Raw genomic sequence first — 24797 nt, forward strand, 5'->3', positions numbered from 1 at the left:
TCCGAGCGCGGAGACGATCTTCTTGGGCTTCCTCTTCGTGCTCGCGGTCGGCCTCGTGGCCGGCACCTTGTCCGGTATCGTCGGCACCGGCTCGTCGATCATGCTGATGCCGGTGCTGACCTATGAATACGGGCCGAAGGAGGCCGTGCCGATCATGGCGGTCGCCGCCGTGATGGCGAACCTGTCGCGCATCCTGGCGTGGTGGCGCGAGGTCGACTGGCGCGCCTGCGCGGCCTATTCGGTCACCGGGATTCCGGCCGCCGCACTCGGCGCGCGCACCTTGCTGATCCTGCCGTCGCACGCCGTCGACATCACCATCGGGCTGTTCCTGATGGCGATGGTGCCGGTGCGGCACTGGCTGGCGCGGCACGATCTCAAGGCCAACCTCTGGCATCTCGCGACCGGCGGTGCGGTGATCGGATATCTGACCGGCATCGTGGTCTCGACCGGGCCGCTGAGCGTGCCGCTGTTCCTGTTCTACGGGCTGTCGAAAGGCGCCTTCCTCGCCACGGAGGCCGCGAGCTCGCTTGGGCTCTACGTTTCGAAATCCATCACCTTCCAGCGCTTCGGCGCGCTGACGCCGGACATCCTGCTGAAAGGCTTGATCGCCGGCGGCTCGCTGATGGCCGGCGCCTTCGTCGCCAAGCGCTTCGTGCTGCACATGAAGCCGGACGTGTTCCGCGTGGTGATGGATGGCATCATGCTGGCCGCCGGCCTAAGTATGTTATGGAACGCCAACCACTCCTGACCGCACCGATTCTCACCTCATGGCCAAGACCACGCTCTCCTTCGTCTGCCAGAACTGCGGCGCGGCCTATTCGCGCTGGCAGGGCAAATGCGAGGCCTGCGGCGAGTGGAACACGCTGGCGGAGGAAGACACGACGGGGGCAACCTCGGCGCCGGTGTCGCTGCGCTCCAAGCGCAAGGGCCGCACCTTCCAGCTGGAATCGCTGACCGGCAAGACCATCGACGCGCCGCGGCTGTCGTCGGGCATGACCGAGCTCGACCGCGTCACCGGCGGCGGCTTCGTGCGCGGCTCGGTGCTGCTGGTCGGCGGCGATCCCGGCATCGGCAAATCGACGCTTCTGACCCAGGCGACCTCGATGCTGGCGCGCGCGGGCCATCGCGCGGTCTACATTTCCGGCGAGGAAGCTGTCGCCCAGGTGCGGCTGCGCGCCGAGCGCCTCGGGCTTGCGGATGCGCCGGTACAACTGGCGGCTGAGACCTCGGTCGAGGACATCATCGCGACCCTGTCCGAGGGCGGCGTGCCGCGGCTGATCGTGATCGATTCGATCCAGACCATGTGGACCGACACCGTGGAATCGGCCCCGGGCACGGTGACCCAGGTGCGCGCCTCGGCGCAGAAGCTGATCAGGTTCGCCAAGAAATCCGGCGCGGCCATCATCCTGGTCGGCCACGTCACTAAGGACGGCCAGATCGCCGGCCCCCGGGTCGTCGAGCACATGGTCGATGCGGTCCTGTCGTTCGAGGGCGAGGGCTCGCAGCAGTTCCGCATCCTGCGTTCGGTCAAGAATCGCTTCGGCCCGACGGACGAGATCGGCGTGTTCGAAATGACCGGATTGGGCCTGCGCGAGGTGACCAACCCGTCCGAGCTGTTCCTGTCGGAGCGCGATCTCGGCAGCCCCGGCACGGCGGTCTTTGCCGGCATCGAGGGCACCCGCCCCGTGCTGGTCGAAATCCAGGCCCTGGTGGCGCCGACCTCGCTCGGCACGCCGCGCCGCGCCGTGGTCGGCTGGGATCCGAGCCGGCTGTCGATGGTGCTGGCCGTGCTGGAGGCGCATTGCGGCGTCAAGCTGTCGGGCCACGACGTCTATCTCAACGTCGCCGGCGGCCTGCGCATCAACGAGCCGGCGGCGGATCTCGCCGCGGCCGCAGCTCTGGTCTCGTCACTGGTCAACGCGCCGCTGCCGTCCGATGCGGTCTATTTCGGCGAGATCTCGCTGTCGGGCGCGGTCCGACCGGTGGCGCAGACCTCGGCACGGCTGAAGGAGGCCGCCAAGCTCGGCTTTTTGCGCGTGGTGCTGCCGGAGCGCGCCCGCGGCGAGGCCGGCGGCGACGCCGGGCTCAGCCTCAATACCGTCGGCGGGTTGACCAGCCTGGTGGCCGACATCGCCGCGCGCGGCACGCCTCGTGCCCGCCATGAGACGACCCGGCAGGACGACGATGACGGCGACCACGGCCGCCGCGGACCGCGCCCTGCCGAAAAAAATGCCACACCAGCGAGATTCCGCCGCCAGGACGGCTAGCCGGACCGTGACGTTCGCGTGACTCGCCGCTATACAACGCCGCAACCGGTCGCCCACACGGGATCGTGCAGCGTCCGGACTTGCCGGGGAACCTCGCTGTCCTCCACCTGGAGGGGCGGTCCTCCGTCGATTCGAAGCGAACCTTGGACCTGTGAAGCGGACCTGAGCAGCCGATGCCGATAACGATCCTCGATCTCATCCTGCTCGGCGTGATGCTGGTGTCGGGGCTGCTCGCGATGGTCCGCGGCTTCATGCGCGAGGTGCTGTCGATCGCGGCCTGGGGCGCGGCCGCCCTGGTCACGCTTTATTCATTCTCCAAGCTGCTGCCGACCGCGAAGACCTATTTCAACAACGATACCGTCGCCAGCGTCGTCGTCGTCGCCGGTACTTTCGTGGGCACCCTGCTCATCGTCTCGGTGATCACGGTCAAGATCTCCGACATGATCCTCGATTCGCGCATCGGCGCGCTGGATCGCACCCTCGGATTTCTGTTCGGACTGGGCCGCGGCCTGCTGATCGTCGTGGTCGCCTTCCTGTTCTTCAGCTGGCTGGTGCCGGACAAGCAGCGCCCGGACTGGGTCACCGGCGCCAAATCCCGCGTCGTCCTGCAGGGAACCGGGGATTGGCTGATGTCGCTCTTGCCTGATGATCCCGAGAACACCATTTTAAAGAAATTCAAGAAGAACAAGCCGGACGACGACCAGACTGACACCGAGTCGCCCGGAGTGGGCGGCGATGGGTACAGCAAGCCTGCCCGCGACAGCTTGAAGAAGCTGATCGAGAAACCCGCGGCCAAGTGAGCTCAGCCCAGAAGAGAGGCGCGATGGACCTGCACCACGATTCTTCCGGCGAAGCCCAAGCGGATACTCACGCGGATCTGGACTTCGGACCTCAAGCCTACCTCAGAGACCCAGACCTGGACGGAGACACGCTGCGCGAGGAGTGCGGCGTGTTCGGCATTTATGGGCATAGCGATGCCGCCGCGATCACTGCGCTGGGCCTGCATGCGCTCCAGCATCGCGGCCAGGAAGCCGCCGGCATCGTCTCCTATGACGGCGCGCGCTTCCACAGCGAGCGCCGCCTGGGCCTGGTCGGCGACACCTTCTCCCGCCGCGAGGTGATCGAGCGCCTGCCCGGCAACGCCGCGGTCGGCCATGTCCGCTATGCCACCACCGGCGCCACGATCCTGCGCAACGTGCAGCCGCTGTTCGCCGAGCTCAATGCCGGCGGCTTCGCGGTCGGCCACAACGGCAACCTCACCAACGGGCTCACGCTCCGCCGCGAGCTGGTGCGCGCCGGCGCCATCATGCAGTCGACCAGCGACACCGAGGTGATCCTGCATCTGGTGGCGCATTCCCGCCGCACCAATTTCATCGACCGCTTCATCGAGGCGCTGCGCGCGCTCGAAGGCGCCTACTCGCTGGTCTGCATGACCAACAAGAAGCTGATCGGCGCCCGCGATCCCCTGGGCATCCGTCCGCTGGTCTATGGCGAGCTCGAAGGCTGCCCGATCCTGGCCTCGGAGACCTGTGCGCTCGACATGATCGGCGCGCGCTACATCCGCGACATCGAGCCCGGCGAGGTCGTGATCTTCGACGAGACCGGGGCGCACAGCCACAAGCCGTTCCCGCCGAAGCCGGCACGTCCCTGCGTGTTCGAATACATCTACTTCGCCCGTCCCGATTCCGTGGTCGGTGGCCGTTCGGTCTACGAGGTGCGCAAGGCGTTCGGCGCGCAGCTCGCGCGCGAAAGCCATCCCGAGGTCGACGTCGTCGTGCCGGTGCCGGATTCCGGCGTGCCGGCGGCGATCGGCTACAGCCAGCATTCCGGCGTGCCGTTCGAGCTCGGCATCATCCGCAATCACTATGTCGGCCGCACCTTCATCCAGCCGACCCAGGCGATCCGCGAATCCGGCGTGCGCATGAAGCACTCGGCCAACCGCGCCGCGATCGAAGGCAAACGCATCATCCTGATCGACGACTCGCTCGTGCGCGGCACCACCTCGCGCAAGATCGTGCGCATGATGCGCGACGCCGGCGCCACCGAGGTGCATTTCCGCCTGGCGTCGCCGCCGATCCTCTACCCTGATTATTACGGCATCGACCTGCCGGATCGCGGCGGCCTGCTCGCGGCGACGCATTCGCTCGAGGAGATGCGCCAGCTGATCGGCGCGGACTCGCTCGCCTTCCTGTCGATCGACGGCATGTATCGCGCGATGGGTGAGCCCGCCCGCGACCCGGCAGCGCCGAAATATGCCGACCACTGCTTCACCGGCAGCTATCCGACCCATCTCACCGACCAGTCACTCGTCGAGCCGCCCCAGCAGCAGCTCTCGCTGCTGGCGGAAGCGAGCTGAGGCTCTTTCCACACGCTGTCATTCCGGGGCGACGCGCGGTTGGCCGTCGTCTCTGCGAATGCCGGGGAGCCATAGCCACCAGCGGTCGTTGGGCGGCTAGGACTAGCCACGACCGTCCAACTCCCTCATAACCGCCGAGGAGTACGGGTCCCGGCTCCGGGCGCGCAATCGTGCGCCTGGCCCGGACGACGTCTGAGAGAATAGCGGCCATGACCACCCTTCCCCTCGCCAACCGGATTGCCCTCGTCACCGGCGCCTCGCGCGGCATCGGCCATGCGACCGCCCGCGCGCTGGCGCGCGCCGGCGCGCATGTTGTCGCCGTCGCCCGCACCCAGGGCGGGCTGGAGGAGCTCGACGACGAGATCCGGAAAGAGACCGGCAACGGCGCCACCCTGGTGCCGCTCAGCATGACCGACAGCGACGGCATCGCCCGTCTTGGCGCCGCGCTGCATGAGCGCCATGGCAAGCTAGACATCCTCGTCGGCAATGCCGCCGTGCCCGGCCCGTCCTCGCCGCTCGGCCATATCGACCTGAAGCCGTGGAACGACGTCGTCGCCGTCAACCTCTCAGCCAACTTCCAGCTGATCCGCTGCATGGAGCCGCTGCTGAAGGCCTCCGACGCCGGCCGCGCCGTGTTCCTCACCTCAGGCGCCGCCCACAAGGCCCAGGCCTATCTCGGCCCCTACGCCGTCACCAAGGCCGCGCTGGAGACGCTGGCGCGGGTGTGGGCGCACGAGACCGAGCGCACGCCGCTGCGCGTCAACCTGTTCAGCCCGGGCCCGATCCGCACCCGCATGCGCGCCACGGTCTTCCCCGGTGAAGACCCGATGACGCTCGAGACGCCCGAGCAGGTCGCCGACTTCATCGTGCCGATGTGCCTGCCGTCCTGGACCGAGACCGGCAAACTGTACGAGTACAAGACCCGCACGCTGAAGAGCTTTCAGCCGCCGGCGTGAGATCGTTGCTCCCCTCACCGTACGGCGAACGCCGGACCGATAGCCACCGGCGGTCGTGGTGGGCGACGATGACGACGCAGACTGTCTTTCCCAACACGCATCACGCGGTATCCGTCCCGGCGTTCGCCGGGACGACAGCGGCGGACGTGGTCGGCACCACGCCTCTCACGCACGACGCGTCAACCCGTTCGTGCCCCGACCACTTGTGAGCCGATCTGCGTCGGCAGCTATTTCGGAGCAGGACTCGCCGCCGCAGGCTTTGCGGCAGCGGGCTTCGCGGGGACGGGCTTCGCCGCGGCAGGCACCTGACGATCGCGCACCGCCGTCAGCTCCTTGCGCAGCTTTTCCTGCTGCTCCACCGACAGCACCGGACGCTGCTCGTCATGCGGCACGTCGTTCACCGGGAGATAGTTGTACGTGTTGCCGTACTGCGCCGTGTCGGATGATGGCGTCGTGCCCGAGGTCGCGCAGCCGCCGAGCAGCACGGACGTCAACAGCGCCGCGCTCCCGAGCACTGAACGCCAGGGCATGGGCCGCGTCAATCGCAAGCAGGTCCGGCGGAAGCTCATCGCGCGGCCGCTGCCATGGTGCGCGTGGTCCCCTGCGCCGTGATGCCATGCTCGTTGGATTGCAGCCCGGGCAGGCTCTTCACCCAGGGATAGCCCCGACGGCCCATGTCGAAGCCGCGATCGAACAGCGCGGTCATGTAGGTGCGATCGAACGGGCCGTCGGCCTTGGCCTGGAAATCGGCTGGCACGCTGGCCAAGTTGAAGTCGATGCCGTTGAACCTCGCCACCGAGTAGATGCGGTAGATGTCGCCGATGCCCTGGTTCTTGATCAGGGTCGACAGCGAGCGCTGCGTCACCGAGAGCACGTCGGCGCCGACGCTGTCCCATTGCGGATCGATGCGGGCGTTGCGGATGACGTAGAGATGCGCGCCGCTCACGCTCCGGCGCGGGCCGCGGCCGGAGACGAGACGCAGCACCGACGGGCCGATGAAGACCTGCCGGGTGACACCGCCATCGACATGCAGCTCGTCGTAGTCCTTGTCGCCGATCCGCACCTTGATGCGAACCGGGGCGAAAGCGCCCGGCACGGTCGCGGACGCCAGCAGCACCTGGCGGAACAGCGCGATCGCCTCGGGCGTGTCGGCGGCAGCGATGCGGCCCATGTCCCACAGCACCGGCCGCTGCGCGTCGAGATTGGTGGTGCCGACCAGCAGCACCCTGCCCTTGCTGCTCTCGCGCGCGACATCGCGCAGGAACTCGCGATCGACATATTTCTCGATCAGCCGCGACAACGGCGTGTTGTCGGCCAGCGCCGAGCCCTGCAGCAGGCCGGGAATGTTGACCGTGAAGATGTCCTTGCGCTCATAGGCGGTGAAGATCTCGCGCAGCTTGTCATCGTGCTCGCGCCCCAGGAAGACGAACGGCGCGATCAGCGCGCCGGAGCTGACGCCCGTCACCATGTCGAACGACGGCCGGTTGCCGGACTCGCCCCAGCCGGCCAGCAGCCCGGCGCCGAATGCACCGTTCTCGGCGCCACCGGAGATCGCGAGGAAATTCAGCGGACGCGAGATCGGGATTTCGGCCGAGGCGCGCGACATCGCGGCCTCGGCAAAGCGCGGCGCCGGCTCGTCACCCCAGTAGCGCACGTTGCGGAAGCCGACCGGGTCGGCGCTGACGGCAGCCGCTTCCGGCAGCGCGTTGCGCGGCATGACGGCTGCGCACGCCGCCAGCAGCAGCGACGCGGCGCATGCGAGCAGGATACGCGGAACCATCGCGCGGAAGGAGGCGGCAGACTTCATCGCGACGCTTGCTGCTCCACGCTTGCGATCTCCGGCGCCGGCGGCGGCACGCCGGGCTTGACCTCGTCGGCCCCCTTGTCGGTCCAGCCCGGCGGCAGGCCCAGACCGGCACCGACGAAGCCCTTCAGGCCGGGGAAGCGTCCGTACTGCTCACATGCGGCATATTTGGGAGCGCCGCCGAGCTTGGCGGGCACGCTCGACACCGAAGGCAGCGAGGCCAGCGACGGGACGCCGGAGAACGGCGACTCGCCGGTCGATACCAGCCTGGCGAAATCGGCGCCGAACTCCGAAGCGAGGTCGTAGGCGTCGCCGTCATTGGCCATGCGGGCGGTTGACACCGAGGAGGCGCCGCGCGCCCACACCATCGCGGCCTTCTGGAAGCCGGCGAAATCGCGCGCCTCGGCCTCGACGGACAGCGTGCCGAGCCCGACCGGCAACCGTGGCACCGGCACCGGGACGCCCGGCAGCGCGACGCTCTTGGCGATCGACGCCGCCTGCGAGGCGGCCGAGGCGGTCGCGTTGGTCGCCGTGGCGTGGGTGACCGTCGCCTTGATCGTCAGATCCGCCTCCTCGCCGAGCGCAACGATGCGGAAGCGCTCGCTGAGCCGCAGGCACATTTCCCGGCTAATGGCGTTGGCGACCAGCTTGCGCTCGTTCTCGTCGAAGGCGATGTCGGGACGCGGCGGAAACGCGGTCGGCTCGATCCGGATCGTCCTGGCCTCGAGCAGCTCCTTCTTGTTCGCCTTGATCTGCGCGCGCGTCACCAGGCCATTGGCGTCGGCGAGACGATCGTAATTCTTGAGCGAGCCGGCCCGCTCCAGCGGAGCGGTGGCGCAGCCGGCCGTTGCCAGCGCCAGGGAAATCAGGGCCGTCGACTTCAGCGGGGCGAGGCGCATCTTACCGGCGAGACCCATTGATAGATAGCTCACTCTAATTAAGTCTCACAAGCCGAAACGCTTGTCCAACTAAACTAGATCAAATTCTCTAGATTAGAGCGGCGCGAAATATTATTTTATATTACAAGCAGTTGGCGGAAACCGCGAATGTGGCGAGAGTTGGCCCGACAGGACGTGTGATGAGAGACGCGTGATGAGAAAGGTCGATCCGGTCAAGCACGAGCAGAAGCGCCGGGAGATTCTCCAGGCGGCGTTGTCGTGCTTCGTCCGGAACGGTTTTCACGGCGCCAGCACCACCGACATCTGCGCCGCCGCCAAGATCAGCCCAGGCCACCTCTACCACTACTTCCCCAGCAAGGAGGCGATGATCCAGGCGCTGGTCGACCAGAACCTGAGCCACGCCGCAGCGCGCCTCCAGGCGATCCTGGCCTCACCCGACGTGATCGACGCCCTGGTGCAGGAGCTCGAGAGCACCAGCATTCATCAGCCGCAGGCCCAGGTCCTCAGCGCCGAGGCGTTGGCCGAGGCCTGCCGCAATGCCGATTTTGCCGCCATCGTCCACGCCCATGCGCGCGCGATGCGGGCGCTGCTGGTCGATTTTCTCATCAAGGCGCAGCGGCGCGGCGACGTCGATCCCCGCCTTGATCCCGAATCGACCGCCAATATTCTGTTCGCGATCGTCGACGGCGCACGCGCGCTGCCGATCCGGAATCCGAACGTCGACATCAAGAAGAGCACCGCACATCTGCGCATCATGCTGACGCGCTTCCTGCGGCCGCCCGCAGCCCCCTCGCCGGTCGGCGACAAGACCAGAAAGGCCCGCGGCTCGACGCCCATCGTCTAGCCCTCATGAGCTACCGCGCCGTGCTCAGCCGAGCATGACCTGATCGTGGAAGGCGTCGGTCACGGGCCTCATGATGAGCAACGGTATTCTTGCAGGGCCTGTACGCCCAGCGTTAACGCTCAAGCGAAACGCACAAACCTTGGGCGCGCCTCGCGCCTTTTGGCACATTGCCGCAACTCACAAGACCGGCTATCCAGGGAGACAGACGGCAAGGGGCGCCCAAGAAGCCCCGCCGTGACACGACACCAGGGAGGACTTTGATGACGACGTCTCAGGCGCGGCGGATGGCCGCGCTGCTTGCCGCCACCACGCTCAGCTTTGCCGGCTCCGCCTTCGCCGACGACAAGGTCGTCAAGATCGGCGTGCTCAACGACATGTCCAGCCTCTATGCCGACATCGGCGGACCGAACTCGGTCGCAGCCGTCAACATGGCGGTCGAAGATTCCGGCATGAAGGCCAAGGGCTGGACCATCGAGGTCATCAGCGGCGACCACCAGAACAAGCCCGACATCGGCGTCAATATCGGCCGGCAGTGGATCGACACCCAGAAGGTCGACGTGATCATGGACACGCCGAATTCCGGCGTTGCTCTGGCCATCTCCAATCTGGTCAAGGAGAAGAACTCGGTCCTGATCAATTCCGGCGGCGCGAGCGCCGACCTCACCGGCAAGGCCTGCAACGCCAACACCATCTCCTACACCTACGACACCTACATGCTGGCGAACGGCACCGGCAAGGCGCTGACCAAGGCCGGCGGCGACAGCTGGTTCTTCCTCACCGCCGACTACGCGTTCGGCCATGCGCTGGAGCGCGACACCTCGGCGGTCGTCACCGCCAATGGCGGCAAGGTGCTCGGCTCCGTCAAGCACCCGCTCAACACCGCCGACTTCTCCTCCTTCCTGCTGCAGGCGCAGTCGTCCAAGGCCAAGGTCATCGGCCTTGCCAATGCCGGCGGCGACACCACCAACGCGATCAAGCAGGCCGCCGAATTCGGCATCGTCCAGGGTGGCCAGAAGCTCGCCGCGCTGCTGCTGTTCGTCAACGACGTGCATGCGCTGGGCCTGAAGGTGGCGCAGGGCCTGACCTTCACCGAGTCGTTCTACTGGGATCTCAACGACAAGACCCGCGAATGGTCCAAGCGTTTCCAGAAGGTGTCGCCAAAGGGCACGATGCCGTCGATGACGGTCGCCGGCGTCTATGCCGGCACGCTGCATTACCTCAAGGCGCTGGACGCGATGGGCGGCAATCCGCATGACGGCGCCAAGGTCGTGGCCAAGATGAAGGAGATCCCGACCGACGATCCGCTGTTCGGCAAGGGCCCGCTGCGCGCCGACGGACGCCGCCTGATCCCGGCCTATCTGTTCGAGGTCAAGAAGCCGGAAGAGTCCAAATATCCGTGGGACTACTACAAGCTGATCGCGACGATCCCGGCCGAGGACGCCGCCAAGCCGCTCGAGGCCAGCGAGTGCCCGCTGGTGAAGAAGTAATCGTCCCGCATCGGTCCGGGCTGGCGCGCCAGCATCAGTCCGGACTCACGCCCATTTCCGATGCGCCGTCGCGCGCATCGGGATGATGTCAGGAGGCGGCCTTCGCTTTTGCGAGCGTCCGCAGCGCGATCACGATCGCGACGATCATCAGCCCCGAGGCCAGCAGGAACGGCGCGCCGGGCAGATGCACGGGCGCAGTGGCCCCGATGAAATAGGCGAAGCTCAGCGTGAACAGGAACGGCCCCGTGAGCTGGGCCACGCTCTGCACGCTCGATGTCGCGCCCTGGAGCTGGCCCTGCTTGTCCGGCGCCACCAGCCGGGTCATCAGCGCCTGCAGCGCCGCGCCCGAGACGCCCCACAGCGCCATCACGGGAATGCCCAGCCAGCTCAGCGGTCCGGTCGGCGCCACGCCGAAAATGAAGAAGCCGACCAGCCCCGCGGATAGCCCCAGCATCAGCGCGCCGCGCTCGCCGAACACGCGCACGATCAGCCCGACCGCGCCGCCCTGCACGATCATCGCGCAGACGCCGACCATCGCCAATGTGAGGCCGACGGTGCGCGTGTCCCAGCCGTAGCGATAGGTCGCGTACAGCACGAAGGTCGACGGCAGCACGACATGGGCGAGCTGGGTGATGAAGTTCACGGTCGACAGTCCGGCCAGGATGCGGTCCGATGCCAGCAGCCGCAGCGCCCCGAGCGGATTGGCCGTTCGCCACCGGAATGGACTGCGCCGCTCCGGCCTCAGCGACTCCGGCAGCACCAGGAAGCCGTAGAGCGCGTTGGCGAAGCTGAGCCCCGCGGCCGCCCAGAACGGCAGCCGCGGATCGATGTCGCCCAACAGCCCGCCGGTGGCAGGCCCGAGCACGAAGCCCGCGCCGAACGCCGCGCCGATGCGGCCGAAGATCGCGGCGCGGCGGTCCGGCGGCGTCAGGTCGGCGATATAGGCGAAGGCAGTGGAGATGCTGGCCGAGGTGACGCCGGAGATCAGCCGCCCGACGAACAGCCAGGCGAGCGACGGCGCCAGCGCCATCAGCACATAGTCGGCGGCGAGGCCAAAGTTCGACAGCAGGATCACCGGCCGCCGGCCGAAGCGGTCGGACAGGCTGCCGAGCACCGGCGAAAACACGAACTGCATCAGCGCCCACGCGGTGCCAAACAGCCCGAAGATGCGTGCCGCCTGCGCGGTGTCGTTGCCGACGAAGCTCTCGATCAGCTTCGGCAGGATCGGCATGATCAGCCCGAGCGCGAGCATGTCGAGCAGGATGGTGACGAAGATGAAGGCGACCGCGCCGCGGCGCGGGGCCGGCGCATTTTCGGTCGCGACGCTCGGCGGGCTTGCTTCCATGGCCGGACCGCTTCCGCTACCGCGACCGATCAGTTCGGCCGCTTGCGCTTGTGCGCGAACGGGTTGGCCTTCTCGCGCAGGGTGATGCGCACCGGCGTGCCCGGCAGCTCGAAGGTCTCGCGCATCGAGTTGGTGAGATACCGCAAGTACGATTGCGGGATCGCGTCGGCGCGCGAGCAGAACAGCACGAAGCTCGGCGGCCGCGCCTTGGTCTGGGTGATGTAGTTCAGCTTGAGCCGGCGGCCCGACACCGCCGGCGGCGGATTGTCGGCGATCGCCCCCTCGAACCAGCGGTTCAGCGCCGCGGTCGGCACGCGCCGGTTCCAGACCGCGTAGGCTTCGACGATCGCCTGCATCAGCCGGTCGATGCCCTCGCCCATCAGGCCCGACACCGCCACGATCGGCGCGCCCGCGACCTGCGGCAGCCAGTGGTCGGCATCGCGGCGCAGCATCGAGATCTGGCCCGGCTTGGCCTCCATCAGGTCCCATTTGTTGACCGCGATGACGAGCGCGCGACCCTCGCGCTCGATCAGATCGGCGATGCGCAGATCCTGCTCCTCGAAGCGGTTCTGCGCATCCATCATCAGCACGACCACCTCGGCGAAGCGCACGGCGCGCAGCGCATCCGCCACCGACAGCTTCTCGAGCTTCTCCTCGATGCGCGAGCGCCGGCGCAGGCCTGCGGTGTCGTAGATGCGGAAGCCGCGGCCCTTCCATTCGATCTCGACCGCGATCGAATCGCGCGTCGTGCCGGCCTCGGGGCTGGTCAGCAGCCGCTCCTCGCCGAGCAGATGATTGATCAGGGTCGACTTGCCGGCATTGGGACGGCCGACGATCGCGACGCGGATCGGACGTGCGGCGCGCTCCTCGTCGGTCTCCTCGCGCTCGTCGTCCTCGTCGTCCGTGGGCGGCACGAGCTTGCTGACGGCGTCGTAGAGCTCGCCCATGCCCTCGCCGTGCTCGGCCGAGATCTGGATGGGATCGCCGAGGCCGAGCGCATACGACTCCATGGCGCCGAGCTCGCCATGCTTGCCCTCGCTCTTGTTGGCGAGCAGCAGCACCGGCTTGTCGGCGCGGCGGGCGAAATCGGCGAAGGCGCGGTCGGCGGGCGTCAGGCCGATGCGGGCATCGATGACGAAGAACAGCGCATCGGCGAGCGCGATCGCGGTCTCGGTCTGCTCCTGCATGCGCGCGGTCAGCGAGCCCTTCGGGCCCTCGTCGAGGCCGGCCGTGTCGATGATCGTGAAATGGAGATCGCCGAGCTTCGCTTCGCCCTCGCGGCGGTCGCGCGTGACCCCCGGCATGTCGTCGACGAGCGCCAGCTTCTGCCCGACCAGACGGTTGAACAGGGTCGACTTGCCGACATTGGGCCGGCCGATGATGGCGATGGTGAAAGGCATGATGATCCGTGCGCGTGAGCGCGCAGCTTTAGCGCATTCGGCCGCAAAACCGAACGGGCGATCAGTCGATTCGCGACTGAGATTAACGGCTGAAGGAGCCGCTCGGCATCGGCGCCGGGAAGCCGCCGCCCGAGCTCTGGGCGGCCGGCGGCTGCGCCGGGGCCGTGTCATCCGCCGGCGGTGCGGTGGTGCGGCGGCGCACGATCTTCTTCGGCTTCGGCGCCGGCGGAACGCCGGCGGCGCCCTGCTCGACCGCAGCGGCCTCGCCGTCCTGCGGATCGGCCGTGGTCGGGTTGCTCACGGCGGCCTGCTGCCGGCCCTTGGCGCCCTTCTTGCCCTTGGGCTCCTCGGCCGGGGGCGCCGGCATCGCCTCCTGGGCGCCTGGATCGGTCATCGGCTGCTGCTGCGCGCCCTTGTAGAGCTCCTTCGGCACGCCCTGCTCGAGACCCGGCACGCCCTCCGGGAACACCGGCTTGCGGTCGCCCGGCAGCTTCTTCTTGGTGTCGAGGAAGTCGAGCATGTCCGAGGGGTCGAAGCTTCCCCCGCTCGCGCAGCCGCCCAGCACGCCGGAAAGCGCAATGAGGACCGTGAGGGCAATGGCACGTTGGGCGCGGCGCATGATCGTCGTTCCAATCAACTCGGTTTCGCCGTCGCGCGATCCGCGATCAGCTCTTGGCGACTGCAGGCAACAGCGCCTGCAGCGCTTCGGCGCGCGAGCGCAGGCCCGGCGGGGTCTCACCATCCAGCGCAATCATGTCGAGCCATTGACGGGTCGCGGCGGCATCGTTGGCCTTCCACGCCGACAGCGCCAGCAATTCGCGGGCCGCGTGGCGGAACGGCGCACCAGGCGCCGTTTCGCCTTCGAGGCGCTGCTTGAGGTCCGCGTAAGGTGCCGTATCGGCCAGCAGGCCTGCCGCGCGCAGCCGCGCCATCGACTGCTGCTCGGCCCCGATGCTGCGGTCGGCAGCAAGCTCGTCATAGAGCTTCACGGCCGCCGCCTTGTCGCGCATGGCGGCCTCTGCGGCCTGATGGAAGCGGGCCAGCGTGCGGTATCCCGATGGGGCCGTGGCCGCGACATCCGCAAAGGCCTTTTCCGCCTCGGCATGCTTGTTCTGCTCGGAGAGCTCGAGGGCCTTGTTGAAGGCCGAGCCCGCCTCGGCCGCCTTCTGGCCTTCCAGGTATTGGTAGCCGCGCCAGCCGCCAACGCCGGCGATGATCAGCACGGCCAGGGCGATGATCAAGATCGAGTAGCGGTCCCACAGCTTCTTGAGCTGTTCCCGGCGGACCTCCTCGTCTACTTCATCAATAAAATCAGACACCTAAGGACATCCAGTCAGGTTCGCTGCGAACGCGCGCGCATGGCTTCGAAGGGCCGCGCGAGCGGCCCGTTGCCCACGCGCCGGCGCCGATACCGCATCGGCATGGCGGTGGCAAGGCGAGTCCAGCCGAATCAAGGCGTTACTCCCCGGTTCTGCCACAGGGTCCGAACGCGGCTATCACGCCGTCAAGGCTTCGCGCAACTGCCGTTTCATCACCTTGCCGTTGGCGTTGCGCGGCAGGGGGTCCGCGGTCACGGTCAGGATTTCCGGAACCTTGTAATCCGAGACCCGCTCGGCACACCAGCTGCGCAGCGCCTCGGCGCTGATCGGCTCGCGGGTCACGACCACCGCGTGCACGCGCTCGCCGAGCACGGGACATGGCCGGGCGACGATCGCGCTCTCGACCACCGCCGGATGGCTCGCCAGCACCGATTCGACCTCGGCCGAGTAGATCTTCAGCCCGCCACGGTTGATCATGTCCTTCTGCCGGTCGAACACCCGGACGAAATTGTCGGCGTCGACGGAGCCGAGATCGCCGGAATGCCAATAGCCGGCGGTGAAGCTCTCGGCCGTGGCCTTGGGATTGTTCCAGTAGCCCCTGATAACCTGGCCGCCGCCGATCCAGATCTCCCCGATCTCGCCGCGCGGCAGCTCCCGCCCCTCCCCGTCCATGACCAGGATGCTGGCCCCTGGACACGGCAGCCCGACGCTGTCGATATGGCGCGCGGTCAGATCCGAGGGCATCAACGTTGCCGGCGAGGTGGTCTCGGTCGAGCCATAGGCATTGACCAGCCGCAGACCCGGGATCTTGGCGGCCAGCCGCTCGATGGTCGCGACCGGCATCGGCGCGCCGCCGAAGCCGCCGATCCGCCACGACGAGAGATCGTGGCTGTCGAAGTCGCGCTGCAGCAGGCAGAGATTGTACATCGCCGGGACCATGACCGTGTAGGTCACGCGCTCGCGCGCGGCGAGCTTCAGATACTCGCCGGCCTTGAACTCCGGCATGATGATCAAGGTGCCGGCGCAGCGCGCCATGCTGGTGATGTTGGCGACGACGCCGGTGACATGGCCGAGCGGCACCGCGGCGATCGAGCGGTCGGCTGGCGTCAGCCCCAGGCAGGCCTCGTAGATCATCGAGGAGTGGATGATGTTGCAATGGGCGAGCATCGCGCCTTTCGGCCGACCGGTGGTTCCGGAGGTGTAGAGGATCATCGCGGTGTCCTCTTCCGCCACCTCGACCCGAGCCTCGTGCGCGGCATGATCGGCCAGCGCTGCAAAATCCGATCGCGCCGGACGATCATCGACGGCAATGCGCCCCGCCAGCTCCGGCGTCTCTGCAGCAGCCGGCAACCGGTCCGCCAGTGCCGCCTCGTGCAGCAGCAGCTTGGCGCCGCAATCCTTCAGCACATAGGCGATTTCCGGGGTCTGCTGCCGCGTCGACAGCAGCACCGTGATCAGCCCGAGCTTGGCGGCAGCGAACAGCGTGAGCACGAATTCGATGCGGTTGCCGAGCAGCAGCGCCAGCCGATCGCCCCGGCGCAGGCCCCTCGCCTGCAGCCCGCCGGCGATCCGCGCGGCGGCCTCGGCGACCTCGCGCCATGACAGCCGCACGGCCCCGCAGACCAGCGCCTCGCCGTCGCCGTTGCGCGCCGCGGCCTCCTCGACCATGGCCCAGATGTTCGCCGGCCGCTCCGTGAACAGCGGCACCACGCGATCGCCAAAACGGGCTTCGCGCCGCATCGGCGGCGTCACATAGGTCGACCAGTCCATGGCATTTCCCCGAGCTTGGCTTTTTTGTCGTTGTTTGCCGCGATGCGGACCAGCCAAGCATAACCATCGGGCGATGCGCTTGGCTATCTCCGGCAGCGCCGGAGATAGCGCAGTGCCGCCGCGCGCATCACGGCTGCAACGCGACGACCAAGCGAGAGGCGCCCGTCAGGTCTTGGACTTCATGCCGTAGACATGTTCCGCCGCCGGAAACACACGGCTACGCACGTCGGCCGCGTAGCGCTCGACCGCCTCGTCGATCGCCGGACCGAGATTGCCGTAGCGACGGACGAATTTCGGCGCGCGTGACGACAGGCCGAGCATGTCCTCCAGCACCAGCACCTGGCCGTCGCAGGCGGCGCTGGCGCCGATGCCGATGGTGGGGATCGCGATCTGCTGCGTGATCTTGCGCGCCAGCGGCTCGGCCACGGCCTCGATCACAACCGAGAACGCGCCGGCCTGCGCGATCGCCGCAGCGTCGCTCTCGATCGCGGCCCAATCCGCCTCGTCGCGGCCCTGCGCGCGGAACGAGCCGAGCGTGTTGATCGATTGCGGCGTCAGGCCGACATGGCCCATCACCGGAATGCCGCGCTCGCTGAGGAAGGCCACCGTCTCGGCCATCCGCACCCCGCCCTCGAGCTTGACCGCGCCGCATTGCGTCTCCTTCAGGATCCGCACCGCCGCATGAAACGCCTGCTCCTTCGACGCCTCGTAGCAGCCGAACGGCATGTCGACCACCACCAGCGCCTGGCGCGAACCACGCATCACGGCGCGGCCCTGCAGGATCATCATCTCCAGGGTCACCGGCACGGTGGTCTCGAAACCGTGCATCACGTTCCCAAGGGAATCGCCGACCAGGATCACATCGCAATGGCGATCGACCAGCGCCGCGGTATGGGCGTGGTAGGACGTCAGCATCACGATCGGCTCGCCGCCCTTGCGGGCGCGGATCTCGGGAGCCGTCTTTCGGCGGACCGTCGACTGCACCGACATCGCTACCCCCCAATGACCGGAATGCCGAGCACGACGGGATGGAACGCGAAGGCCAGCGCCAGATAGACGACGATGCCGACCACCACCGCGATCACGTCGTTGCCGACGCCGCCGACCGGGATCGGTGGGCCGCCGGCGTCAGCGCGCCGCTTCAGCGAAATGCGGTCGAACACCGCCCAGGCCAGGATCGAGCCGAACAGGATGATGCCGCCGAGGTCGCCATTGGCGAGCAGATGCCCGAACGCCCACAGCTTCACGCCCGCCAGCATGGGGTGCTTCAGCACGGTGTAGATGCGGCCGCGGATGTAGGCGGCGACCACCATGATGACGGCCGGCAGCATCAGCGCGAGATTGATGTGCTTGAGCGCCTTCGGCGGCGTCCAGACCTGGATCCAGCCGCCGCTGCGGTAATCGGCAAAGCCCCACACGATCAGGACGAGGCCGGCAAGGGCCACGACCGTGTAGACCAGCTTGTACGTGCCCTCGCCCAGCCGCGCGATGACCTGCGCGCGCGCCTCGCGCCGGGTCGTGAACACATGGGCGCCAAGAAACAGCACCAGCCCCACCACCATCACCAGAAGTCCCACGGCATCCCCCTTCGCTTGCACGCGACCTGTGCGTGGGCACCGGTATCATTTCCGGGGGCGGCCTCGCAACGTGGCCTGCATTTTCGAGGTGAGGCGCCAGGCGCCTCAGCCGTCATTCCGGGGCGGCTCGCAGAGCCGAACCCGGAATCTAGCGATTGGCTTGCGTTCTTGCAGGCAATCGCGAGATTCCGGGTTCGACGCTAACAGGTCGCCCCGGAATGACGATGGGCGCGAGACACGTGGCGGTCGAGAGGTCGTGCCCAGCGGGCCAAGCCATCACCGCTCCGACGTGTTCTTCAGATCACGATTCTCAATATAGCGGATCGCGATCGGCCGGCCGGCGAGCGCGCCGCCGAGCCCTTTTGTGAACTTCAGCGGCAGACAGCCATCCAGCGAGGCATTGATCGTCTTCAGATAGGTCGCGCGCGTGTCGGCCGAGGCGCCTGATGTTGCGAAGGTCACGCGCGGCGGCGCGATCATCTCGCCGGTCCGCTTGAAGCTGAAGCGCACCGTCATCTGCATCCCGGCGCGGGCGTTGTCCTCCGGCGGCGGCGTCCAGCACGCACGCAGCGCTGCGAACAGATCGCCGATCGTGTCGAGATCGTGATCCGGCTTCTGATATTTGGCTTCCTGATCCTTGGCGGGCCGGCTCTCGATCGTCAGTTGCAGGTTCTGGCCATAGGGATAGTTCATCTCGGGAATGCACGGCCACGGCCCGTAGACGCTGCAGAACGACGGCGTGCATGGTCCCTCGTCGAGCACGCTGCACGGTGTGTGCGCGAACGGCACCGGATTGATCTGCTGGCGGCGCGCGTCGGCGGTGGCCGGAGCGGCCACCATCAGCAGGACGAGCACGACGACACGGAGCATGGGACTCTCGGGCTGGAATGGACTCCAAGCTGGATCCGATCGCAGAATTCGCAAGCTCAATCCCGTTCACGTCTGCGCGTTCCCGCGTCGCGAACGGCCCTCGACCGTGCCTGCGGAACTCGGCTAGAACACGGCAGGATGCGACAACGGACGGACGCGACGATGAGCCACAGCGAGACCGTGATCAACGTCATCAACCCGAACATGACGGTGACGATGACCGAATTGATCGCCAAGGCGGCCCAGGCCAGCGCAAGCCCGTCGACGCGGATCGTCGGCCGCACCGCGCGGTTCGGCGCCGCCTCGATCGAGGGGCACTACGACGAGGCGATTGCCGCGGTCGGCATGCTCAAGGAGATCGAAGCCGGCGACGCCGAGGGCTGCCACGCCCATGTGATCGCCTGCTTCGGCGATCCCGGCCTGCTCGCCGCGCGCGAATTGTCGGGCGTGCCGGTGCTCGGCATCGCGGAAGCCGCGATGCATGCGGCGAGCTTCGTCGCCACCCATTTCAGCATCGTAACCACGCTGTCGCGCACCAAGGTGATCGCGGAGCACCTCGTGCGCAACTACGGCATGGAGCAGCATTGCCGCAAGGTGCGCGCGGTCGACGTCGCCGTGCTCGATCTCGACAAGCCCGAGGCCAATGTGCGCGGCACGCTGCTCGGCGAATGCCGGGCGGCGCTGCGCGAGGACGGGATCGGCGCCATCGTGCTCGGCTGCGCCGGCATGGCCGATCTGGCGCGCGATCTCTCGACCGAGCTCGGCATTCCCGTGATCGACGGCGTCGCCGCCGCCGTGCGCTTCGCCGAGGCGCTGGTCGGGCTGGGGCTGAAGACGTCGAAACACGGCGATCTCGCGTTTCCGCTGCCGAAGTCGCGGAAGACGCTCTGAGTTCAACTCATAGCCTGCCCATCCGGGGAGTTCCGAAACGCCGACCGACGCTCCACATTGGGATCAACCCATGGAGCCCGCGATGTCCGATCTGTCCACCCTCTCCTCGCTCTCATCAGCGCTTTCGACGACCGTCGCCGCGGTCGCACCGTCTCTGGTCTCGGTCCACTCGCACCGCTTGCGCGCCTCCGGCTTCGTCTGGAAATCAGGCCTCATCGTCACCGCCGATGAGGCGCTGGCCGATGAAGGCGACGTCACTATCGTCTTCGCCGACGGCACCACACGTCCCGCCGGGATGGCAGGCCGCGATCACACCACCGACATCGCCCTGCTCCGCTTCGATGGCGGCGCGGCGGCGCCAGTCAAACTCTCCGGCGAGGTGCCCGCGCTCGGCTCGCTCGCGGTCATCGCCGCCGCCGACCAGGGCGCGCCGGTCGCAGCGCTCGCCATGGTCTCGAAATCCGCCGGCCCGTGGCGCAGCCTGCGCGGCGGCGACATCGATGCGCGGATCGAGCTCGACACCCGGCTGCGCCACAGCTCCGAAGGCGGCCTCGTGCTCGACGCTGCAGGCCACGCGATCGGAATGGCCGTGCGGGGCCCGCGCCGCACGCTCGTCATTCCCGCGACCACGATCGAACGGGTCGCGGGCAAGCTCGAGACGCATGGTCGCATCGCGCGCGGCTATCTCGGCGCCGGCCTGCAGCCGGTCCGGCTCGACGACGGGCTCGGTGCGATGATCATGAGCCTCGACAAGAGCGGCCCGGCCGCTGCCGCCGGCCTGCGCCAGGGTGACGTCATCACCGCTCTCAACAAGGAGCCGTTCAGGGGCATGCGTGCGATGATGCGCGAACTCGGTCCGGACAGCGTCGGCGCCGTCGTCGAGGTCGCAGCGCTGCGTGCGGGCGAGCCGGTGCAGTTCGCCCTGACCATCGGCGAGAGGCCGGCGTGAGCGAGGAGGCGCGCGGGCCGATCAGGATCGCAATCGCGGTCGACGATGCCGAGCTCGCCGACCGGCTGGCGGCGCTGCTCGGCGATGTCACGGGCCTGACGCTGGTCGCCCCCGGCGAGAGCGCCGACGTCGCGATCGCGCCATTGCATGGCAGTGATGAGACGCGCAGCGGCGACGACAGGATCGACGGCCTGGCGATCGATGATTTTCAGCTCACCGCGCGCGAGCGCGACGTGCTGGCGCTGATGGCCGAGGGCCGCTCCAACAAGGAGATCGCCCGCAGCCTCGGCATCTCCGTGCATACCGCGAAATTCCACGTCGGCTCGCTGCTCGACAAGCTCGACGCCACCGGGCGAACGGATGCGGTGGCGCACGCGGCAAGGCGCGGCATCATCGAGCTGTGAGCAGCCCCGAGTTTTGGAGGGAACTCTCTCCCCACGTCATTCCGGGGTGCCCGCAGGGCGAGCCCGGAATCCATCGGGCGACAGAACCAGAGGCAAGATGGATTCCGGGTTCATCGCTGCGCGATGCCCCGGAATGACGGCTGACAACGGAGCCAGCCCTCACGCCTTCTTCTTCACGTCCTTGACGTTGGAGAACACGATGCCCTCCGCGCGCTCCTTGGTGTAGCCGAGATAGAACTCGTTCTTGGCCAGGAACACGGGGTCGCCATCGACGTCGTCGGCGACGCCGGAATTGTTGGCGGCGATGAACGCCTCGAGCTTCTTCTTGTCGTCGCAGGAGATCCAGCGCGCCAGCGAGAACTCGGAGATCTCGAACTCGACCGGCAGTGAATATTCCGCATCGAGCCGCGCCTTGAGCACGTCGAGCTGCAGCGGTCCGACCACGCCGACCAGCGCCGGCGCGCCATCGCGCGGACGGAACACCTGCACGACGCCCTCCTCCGACATCTGCTGCAAGGCTTCCTTGAGCTTCTTGGCCTTCATCGCATCGGTGAGGCGGACGCGGCGGACGATTTCCGGGGCGAAGCTCGGCACGCCGACGAAGGTCAGGTCTTCGCCCTCGGTCAGCGTGTCGCCGATGCGCAAGCTACCGTGGTTGGGAATGCCGACGACGTCGCCGGCGAAGGCCTCGTCCGCGACCGAGCGGTCCTGCGCGAAAAAGAATTGCGGGCTCGACAGCGGCATGGTCTTGCCGGTGCGCACCAGCTTGGCCTTCATGCCGCGGTTGAGCTTGCCCGAGCACAGCCGCGCGAACGCAATGCGGTCGCGATGGTTCGGGTCCATGTTCGCCTGGATCTTGAAGACGAAGGCGCTCATGCGCGGCTCGGCGGCGTCGACCTTGCGCAGGTTGGACTCCTGCGCGCGCGGCGACGGCGCGTAGCGGCCGAGACCTTCCAGGAGATCGCCGACGCCGAAATTGCGCAGCGCGCTGCCGAAATAGACCGGCGTCAGATGGCCCTCGCGGAACGCCTCCAGGTCGAACGGCTTGCAGGCTTCCTTGACCAGCTCAAGCTCGTCGGTGATCTGGCCCATGTCGAGATTGGCGTTGAGCTTGCCGAGCTCGGAGATCGCGATCTGCTGCGCCGCGCCGGTCTTGGCGCCACCGCCTTCGAGCAGGCGCACGCCGCCGTCTCTGACGTCATAGGTGCCGATGAAGTCGCGGCCGCGGCCCACGGGCCAGGTCATCGGCGTAGTGTCGAGCGCCAGCGTCTTCTCGATCTCGTCCAGGAGATCGAACGTGTCGCGGCTCTCGCGGTCCATCTTGTTGATGAAGGTGATGATCGGGATGTCGCGGAGACGGCAGACCTCGAACAGCTTGCGCGTGCGCGCCTCGATGCCCTTGGCGGCGTCGATGACCATCACGGCGGAGTCGACCGCGGTCAGCGTGCGGTAGGTGTCCTCCGAAAAGTCCTCGTGGCCCGGCGTGTCCAGCAGGTTGAAGACGAGGCCTTCGAACTCGAAGGTCATCACCGAGGTGACCACCGAGATGCCGCGCTCGCGCTCGATCTTCATCCAGTCCGAGCGGGTGTTGCGGCGCTCGCCCTTGGCCTTGACCTGGCCGGCGAGATTGATGGCGCCGCCGAACAGCAGCAGCTTCTCGGTCAGCGTGGTCTTGCCGGCGTCCGGATGCGAGATGATGGCGAAGGTGCGCCGGCGCGCGACCTCGTCGGACAGAGGCGAGCGGGACGGCTGGTCGGTCGTGACGACAGTATCGGACATGAGGCGGCGGACGTCGTTTTGAGGCCGGAGAGCGGCGATGTACGGGAAAGGCGCGGGCTCACGGCCGCCGCGCGCCCTCCATATAGGCGTTTTGCACCGCAACTCCAACCGGGGAGTTAACTCTCCTGTCCCTTGTCCGATCAGTGCCGGAGCACCGATACCAGCCAGAACGTCAACGCCGCGACGATGGCCGAGGCCGGGATCGTGAAGATCCAGGCGTAGACGATCGATCCGGCCACGTTCCAGCGCACCGCCGAGGCGCGGCGGGCCGCGCCGACGCCGACGATGGCACCGGTGATGGTGTGGGTGGTCGAGACGGGCACGCCGAGGAACGTCGCCAGGAACAGCGTGATGGCGCCGCCGGTCTCGGCGCAGAAGCCCTGCATCGGATTCAGCTTGGTGATGCGCAGGCCCATGGTCCGGACGATGCGCCAGCCGCCCATCAGGGTACCCAGCGCCATCGCGGCCTGGCACGACAGCACCACCCAGAACGGCACCGTGAACTGCTCGCCGAGATGGCCCTGCGAGTACAACAGCACCGCGATGATGCCCATCGTCTTCTGCGCGTCGTTGCCGCCGTGGCCGAGCGAATACAGCGAGGCCGAAGCGAATTGCAGGATGCGGAAGGCCCGGTCCACGGCAAACGGCGTCGAGCGCACCGAGGCCCAGGACACGATCGCAACCAGGATCATCGCCAGCACCAGCCCGACCAGCGGCGACAGCACGATCGCGAGCACGGTCTTGGACAGGCCGCTCCACACGGTGGCCGAGATGCCGGCCTTGGCGACCCCTGCCCCGACCAGGCCGCCGATCAGCGCGTGCGAGCTCGACGACGGAATGCCGGCCGCCCAGGTGACCAGGTTCCAGACGATCGCGCCGACCAGAGCCGCGAAGATCACGTGGGCGTCGACGATCGCGGGATCGATGATCCCGGTGCCGATGGTCTGCGCGACATGCAGTCCGAACACGCTGAACGCCACGAAATTGAAGAACGCGGCCCAGAACACCGCATATTGCGGCCGGAGCACGCGGGTCGAGACGATGGTCGCGATCGAGTTGGCGGCGTCGTGCAGGCCGTTCAGGAAATCGAAGGCGAGTGCGACGGCGATGAGGCCAACCAGAATCGGAAGGCCGAGTTGAGCGTCCACGGCGCGGCCCTACCCTAGACCTGTTCGATCATGATCGAATTGATCTCGTTGGCGACGTCGTCGAAGCGGTCGGCGACCTTCTCCAGATGGTCGTAGATCTCGGCGCCGACGATGAAGTCCATCGTGTTGGCGTTGCGGTGCTTGAGGAATAGCTCCTTCAGCCCGATGTCGTGGAGGTCGTCGACCCGGCCCTCGAGCTTGGTCATCTCCTCGGTGATCGCGGTGATCATCGGCACGTTCTGGCCGATCGCCTGCAGCAGCGGCAGCGCCTTCCCGATCAGATTGGCGCAATCGACCAGCAAGGTGCCCATCTCGCGCATGGTCGGCTCGAACTCCTTGACCTCGAACAGCACCACGGCCTTGGCGGTCTGCTGCATCTGGTCGATGGCGTCGTCCATCGAGGTGATCAGGTTCTTGATGTCGCCGCGGTCGAACGGGGTGATGAAGGTGCGGCGGACCGCGGTCAGCACCTCCCGCGTGATGTTGTCGGCCTCGTTCTCGAGCTGGCTGACGCGCTGGCAGTGCCTGAGGATGTCGTCGCCGCCCTTAAGCATGTCCTGCAGCGCATGCGCGCCTTGGATCACCACCTTGTTGTGGCGGGCGAACAAATCGAAAAACCGCTCCTCCCGCGGGAGAACGGCGCGAAACCAGTGCAGCATGGGACGAGATCCATCCATTCCGAAACGGGCCAGGGCCGGCCCGTCACAGAACTGTCATACTCCGGATCGCGCA

The 24797-nt window shown here is 67.5% G+C and carries 24 protein-coding genes; 10 read left to right on the forward strand and 14 right to left on the reverse strand.

What is annotated here, in order from left to right:
• Positions 1-22: 22 nt before the first annotated feature.
• The 5 genes from ACQR10_RS07085 (at position 23) to ACQR10_RS07105 (ending at position 5579) form a co-directional block, all read left to right on the forward strand.
• A complete protein-coding gene (locus tag ACQR10_RS07085) occupies positions 23-748 on the forward strand; it encodes a sulfite exporter TauE/SafE family protein (RefSeq protein WP_316215623.1) in 726 nt (241 codons plus the stop codon).
• A gap of 19 nt (positions 749-767) precedes the next feature.
• Positions 768-2267, forward strand: a complete 1500-nt coding sequence (radA, locus tag ACQR10_RS07090) for a DNA repair protein RadA (protein ID WP_316215622.1) — start codon at positions 768-770, stop codon at positions 2265-2267.
• A 173-nt stretch (positions 2268-2440) separates the two neighbouring features.
• Positions 2441-3067 (forward strand): CvpA family protein, encoded by a 627-nt coding sequence (locus tag ACQR10_RS07095; protein WP_316215621.1) that lies wholly within the window; start codon positions 2441-2443, stop codon positions 3065-3067.
• A 23-nt stretch (positions 3068-3090) separates the two neighbouring features.
• On the forward strand, positions 3091-4623 hold the full coding sequence (gene purF / locus ACQR10_RS07100) for an amidophosphoribosyltransferase (RefSeq protein WP_316180960.1): 1533 nt from the start codon (positions 3091-3093) through the stop codon (positions 4621-4623).
• 209 nt (positions 4624-4832) lie between these two features.
• Positions 4833-5579, forward strand: a complete 747-nt coding sequence (locus ACQR10_RS07105) for an SDR family NAD(P)-dependent oxidoreductase (RefSeq protein ID WP_316180961.1) — start codon at positions 4833-4835, stop codon at positions 5577-5579.
• Positions 5580-5806: 227 nt separating this feature from the next.
• On the opposite strand, the gene ACQR10_RS07110 is transcribed toward ACQR10_RS07105, so the two are convergent.
• From ACQR10_RS07110 to ACQR10_RS07120, 3 genes are read right to left on the reverse strand one after another with little or no spacing between them, the layout of a single operon-like run.
• Positions 5807-6109, reverse strand: coding sequence for a hypothetical protein (locus ACQR10_RS07110; protein WP_316180963.1), 303 nt, complete (start codon positions 6107-6109; stop codon positions 5807-5809).
• Positions 6110-6144: 35 nt separating this feature from the next.
• The gene (locus ACQR10_RS07115; RefSeq protein ID WP_316215620.1) at positions 6145-7386 is read right to left on the reverse strand and encodes a patatin-like phospholipase family protein; all 1242 of its coding nucleotides are present in this window, start codon (positions 7384-7386) and stop codon (positions 6145-6147) included.
• Complete coding sequence (locus tag ACQR10_RS07120) at positions 7383-8315, reverse strand: DUF3313 family protein (protein WP_315800330.1); 933 nt, start codon at positions 8313-8315, stop codon at positions 7383-7385. The genes ACQR10_RS07115 and ACQR10_RS07120 overlap by 4 nt, the downstream gene beginning before the upstream one ends.
• 160 nt (positions 8316-8475) lie before the next feature.
• On the opposite strand from ACQR10_RS07120, the gene ACQR10_RS07125 reads away from it, so the two are divergent.
• Complete coding sequence (locus tag ACQR10_RS07125) at positions 8476-9126, forward strand: TetR/AcrR family transcriptional regulator (protein WP_316215619.1); 651 nt, start codon at positions 8476-8478, stop codon at positions 9124-9126.
• Positions 9127-9386: 260 nt separating this feature from the next.
• Entirely contained in the window at positions 9387-10613 is a 1227-nt protein-coding gene (locus ACQR10_RS07130; RefSeq protein ID WP_315800332.1) for an ABC transporter substrate-binding protein, read from the forward strand.
• Positions 10614-10701: 88 nt separating this feature from the next.
• On the opposite strand, the gene ACQR10_RS07135 is transcribed toward ACQR10_RS07130, so the two are convergent.
• From ACQR10_RS07135 to ACQR10_RS07170, 8 genes are all read right to left on the reverse strand, one after another.
• A complete protein-coding gene (locus ACQR10_RS07135; protein ID WP_315800333.1) occupies positions 10702-11958 on the reverse strand; it encodes a TCR/Tet family MFS transporter in 1257 nt (418 codons plus the stop codon).
• Positions 11959-11987: 29 nt separating this feature from the next.
• Positions 11988-13358 carry a ribosome biogenesis GTPase Der gene (der, locus tag ACQR10_RS07140; protein ID WP_316215618.1) on the reverse strand — a complete coding sequence of 457 codons (1371 nt, stop codon included), beginning with the start codon at positions 13356-13358 and terminating at the stop codon, positions 11988-11990.
• 82 nt (positions 13359-13440) lie between these two features.
• Positions 13441-13977: a hypothetical protein gene (locus ACQR10_RS07145; protein ID WP_315800335.1), complete on the reverse strand. Its 537-nt coding sequence runs from the start codon at positions 13975-13977 to the stop codon at positions 13441-13443.
• A gap of 46 nt (positions 13978-14023) precedes the next feature.
• Positions 14024-14677, reverse strand: a complete 654-nt coding sequence (locus tag ACQR10_RS07150; RefSeq protein WP_316180972.1) for a tetratricopeptide repeat protein — start codon at positions 14675-14677, stop codon at positions 14024-14026.
• A 177-nt stretch (positions 14678-14854) separates the two neighbouring features.
• The gene (locus tag ACQR10_RS07155) at positions 14855-16447 is read right to left on the reverse strand and encodes a class I adenylate-forming enzyme family protein (RefSeq protein WP_434911904.1); all 1593 of its coding nucleotides are present in this window, start codon (positions 16445-16447) and stop codon (positions 14855-14857) included.
• A 165-nt stretch (positions 16448-16612) separates the two neighbouring features.
• Positions 16613-17437: a 3-methyl-2-oxobutanoate hydroxymethyltransferase gene (panB, locus tag ACQR10_RS07160; RefSeq protein ID WP_434908579.1), complete on the reverse strand. Its 825-nt coding sequence runs from the start codon at positions 17435-17437 to the stop codon at positions 16613-16615.
• A gap of 2 nt (positions 17438-17439) precedes the next feature.
• Positions 17440-18024 (reverse strand): NnrU family protein, encoded by a 585-nt coding sequence (locus tag ACQR10_RS07165; RefSeq protein WP_315800339.1) that lies wholly within the window; start codon positions 18022-18024, stop codon positions 17440-17442.
• A 276-nt stretch (positions 18025-18300) separates the two neighbouring features.
• On the reverse strand, positions 18301-18894 hold the full coding sequence (locus tag ACQR10_RS07170) for a hypothetical protein (RefSeq protein WP_434911905.1): 594 nt from the start codon (positions 18892-18894) through the stop codon (positions 18301-18303).
• A 162-nt stretch (positions 18895-19056) separates the two neighbouring features.
• On the opposite strand from ACQR10_RS07170, the gene ACQR10_RS07175 reads away from it, so the two are divergent.
• From ACQR10_RS07175 to ACQR10_RS07185, 3 genes are all read left to right on the forward strand, one after another.
• Entirely contained in the window at positions 19057-19785 is a 729-nt protein-coding gene (locus tag ACQR10_RS07175) for an aspartate/glutamate racemase family protein (RefSeq protein ID WP_315800341.1), read from the forward strand.
• An 82-nt stretch (positions 19786-19867) separates the two neighbouring features.
• Positions 19868-20734 carry a S1C family serine protease gene (locus tag ACQR10_RS07180; RefSeq protein WP_434911906.1) on the forward strand — a complete coding sequence of 289 codons (867 nt, stop codon included), beginning with the start codon at positions 19868-19870 and terminating at the stop codon, positions 20732-20734.
• Complete coding sequence (locus ACQR10_RS07185) at positions 20731-21138, forward strand: response regulator transcription factor (RefSeq protein ID WP_434911907.1); 408 nt, start codon at positions 20731-20733, stop codon at positions 21136-21138. The genes ACQR10_RS07180 and ACQR10_RS07185 overlap by 4 nt, the downstream gene beginning before the upstream one ends.
• Before the next feature lie 159 nt (positions 21139-21297).
• Here ACQR10_RS07185 and ACQR10_RS07190 read toward each other — a convergent pair whose 3' ends face one another.
• The 3 genes from ACQR10_RS07190 to ACQR10_RS07200 all read right to left on the reverse strand — a co-directional run bounded on the left by ACQR10_RS07190 (position 21298) and on the right by ACQR10_RS07200 (position 24724).
• The gene (locus ACQR10_RS07190; RefSeq protein WP_434883214.1) at positions 21298-22917 is read right to left on the reverse strand and encodes a peptide chain release factor 3; all 1620 of its coding nucleotides are present in this window, start codon (positions 22915-22917) and stop codon (positions 21298-21300) included.
• Between the two features lie 140 nt (positions 22918-23057).
• Entirely contained in the window at positions 23058-24065 is a 1008-nt protein-coding gene (locus ACQR10_RS07195) for an anion permease (RefSeq protein WP_434911908.1), read from the reverse strand.
• A gap of 14 nt (positions 24066-24079) precedes the next feature.
• Entirely contained in the window at positions 24080-24724 is a 645-nt protein-coding gene (locus ACQR10_RS07200; protein WP_315800346.1) for a DUF47 domain-containing protein, read from the reverse strand.
• Positions 24725-24797: the final 73 nt, after the last annotated feature.

The sequence above is a fragment of the Bradyrhizobium sp. HKCCYLRH2060 genome, from assembly GCF_051168135.1.
Taxonomy (GTDB): domain Bacteria; phylum Pseudomonadota; class Alphaproteobacteria; order Rhizobiales; family Xanthobacteraceae; genus Bradyrhizobium.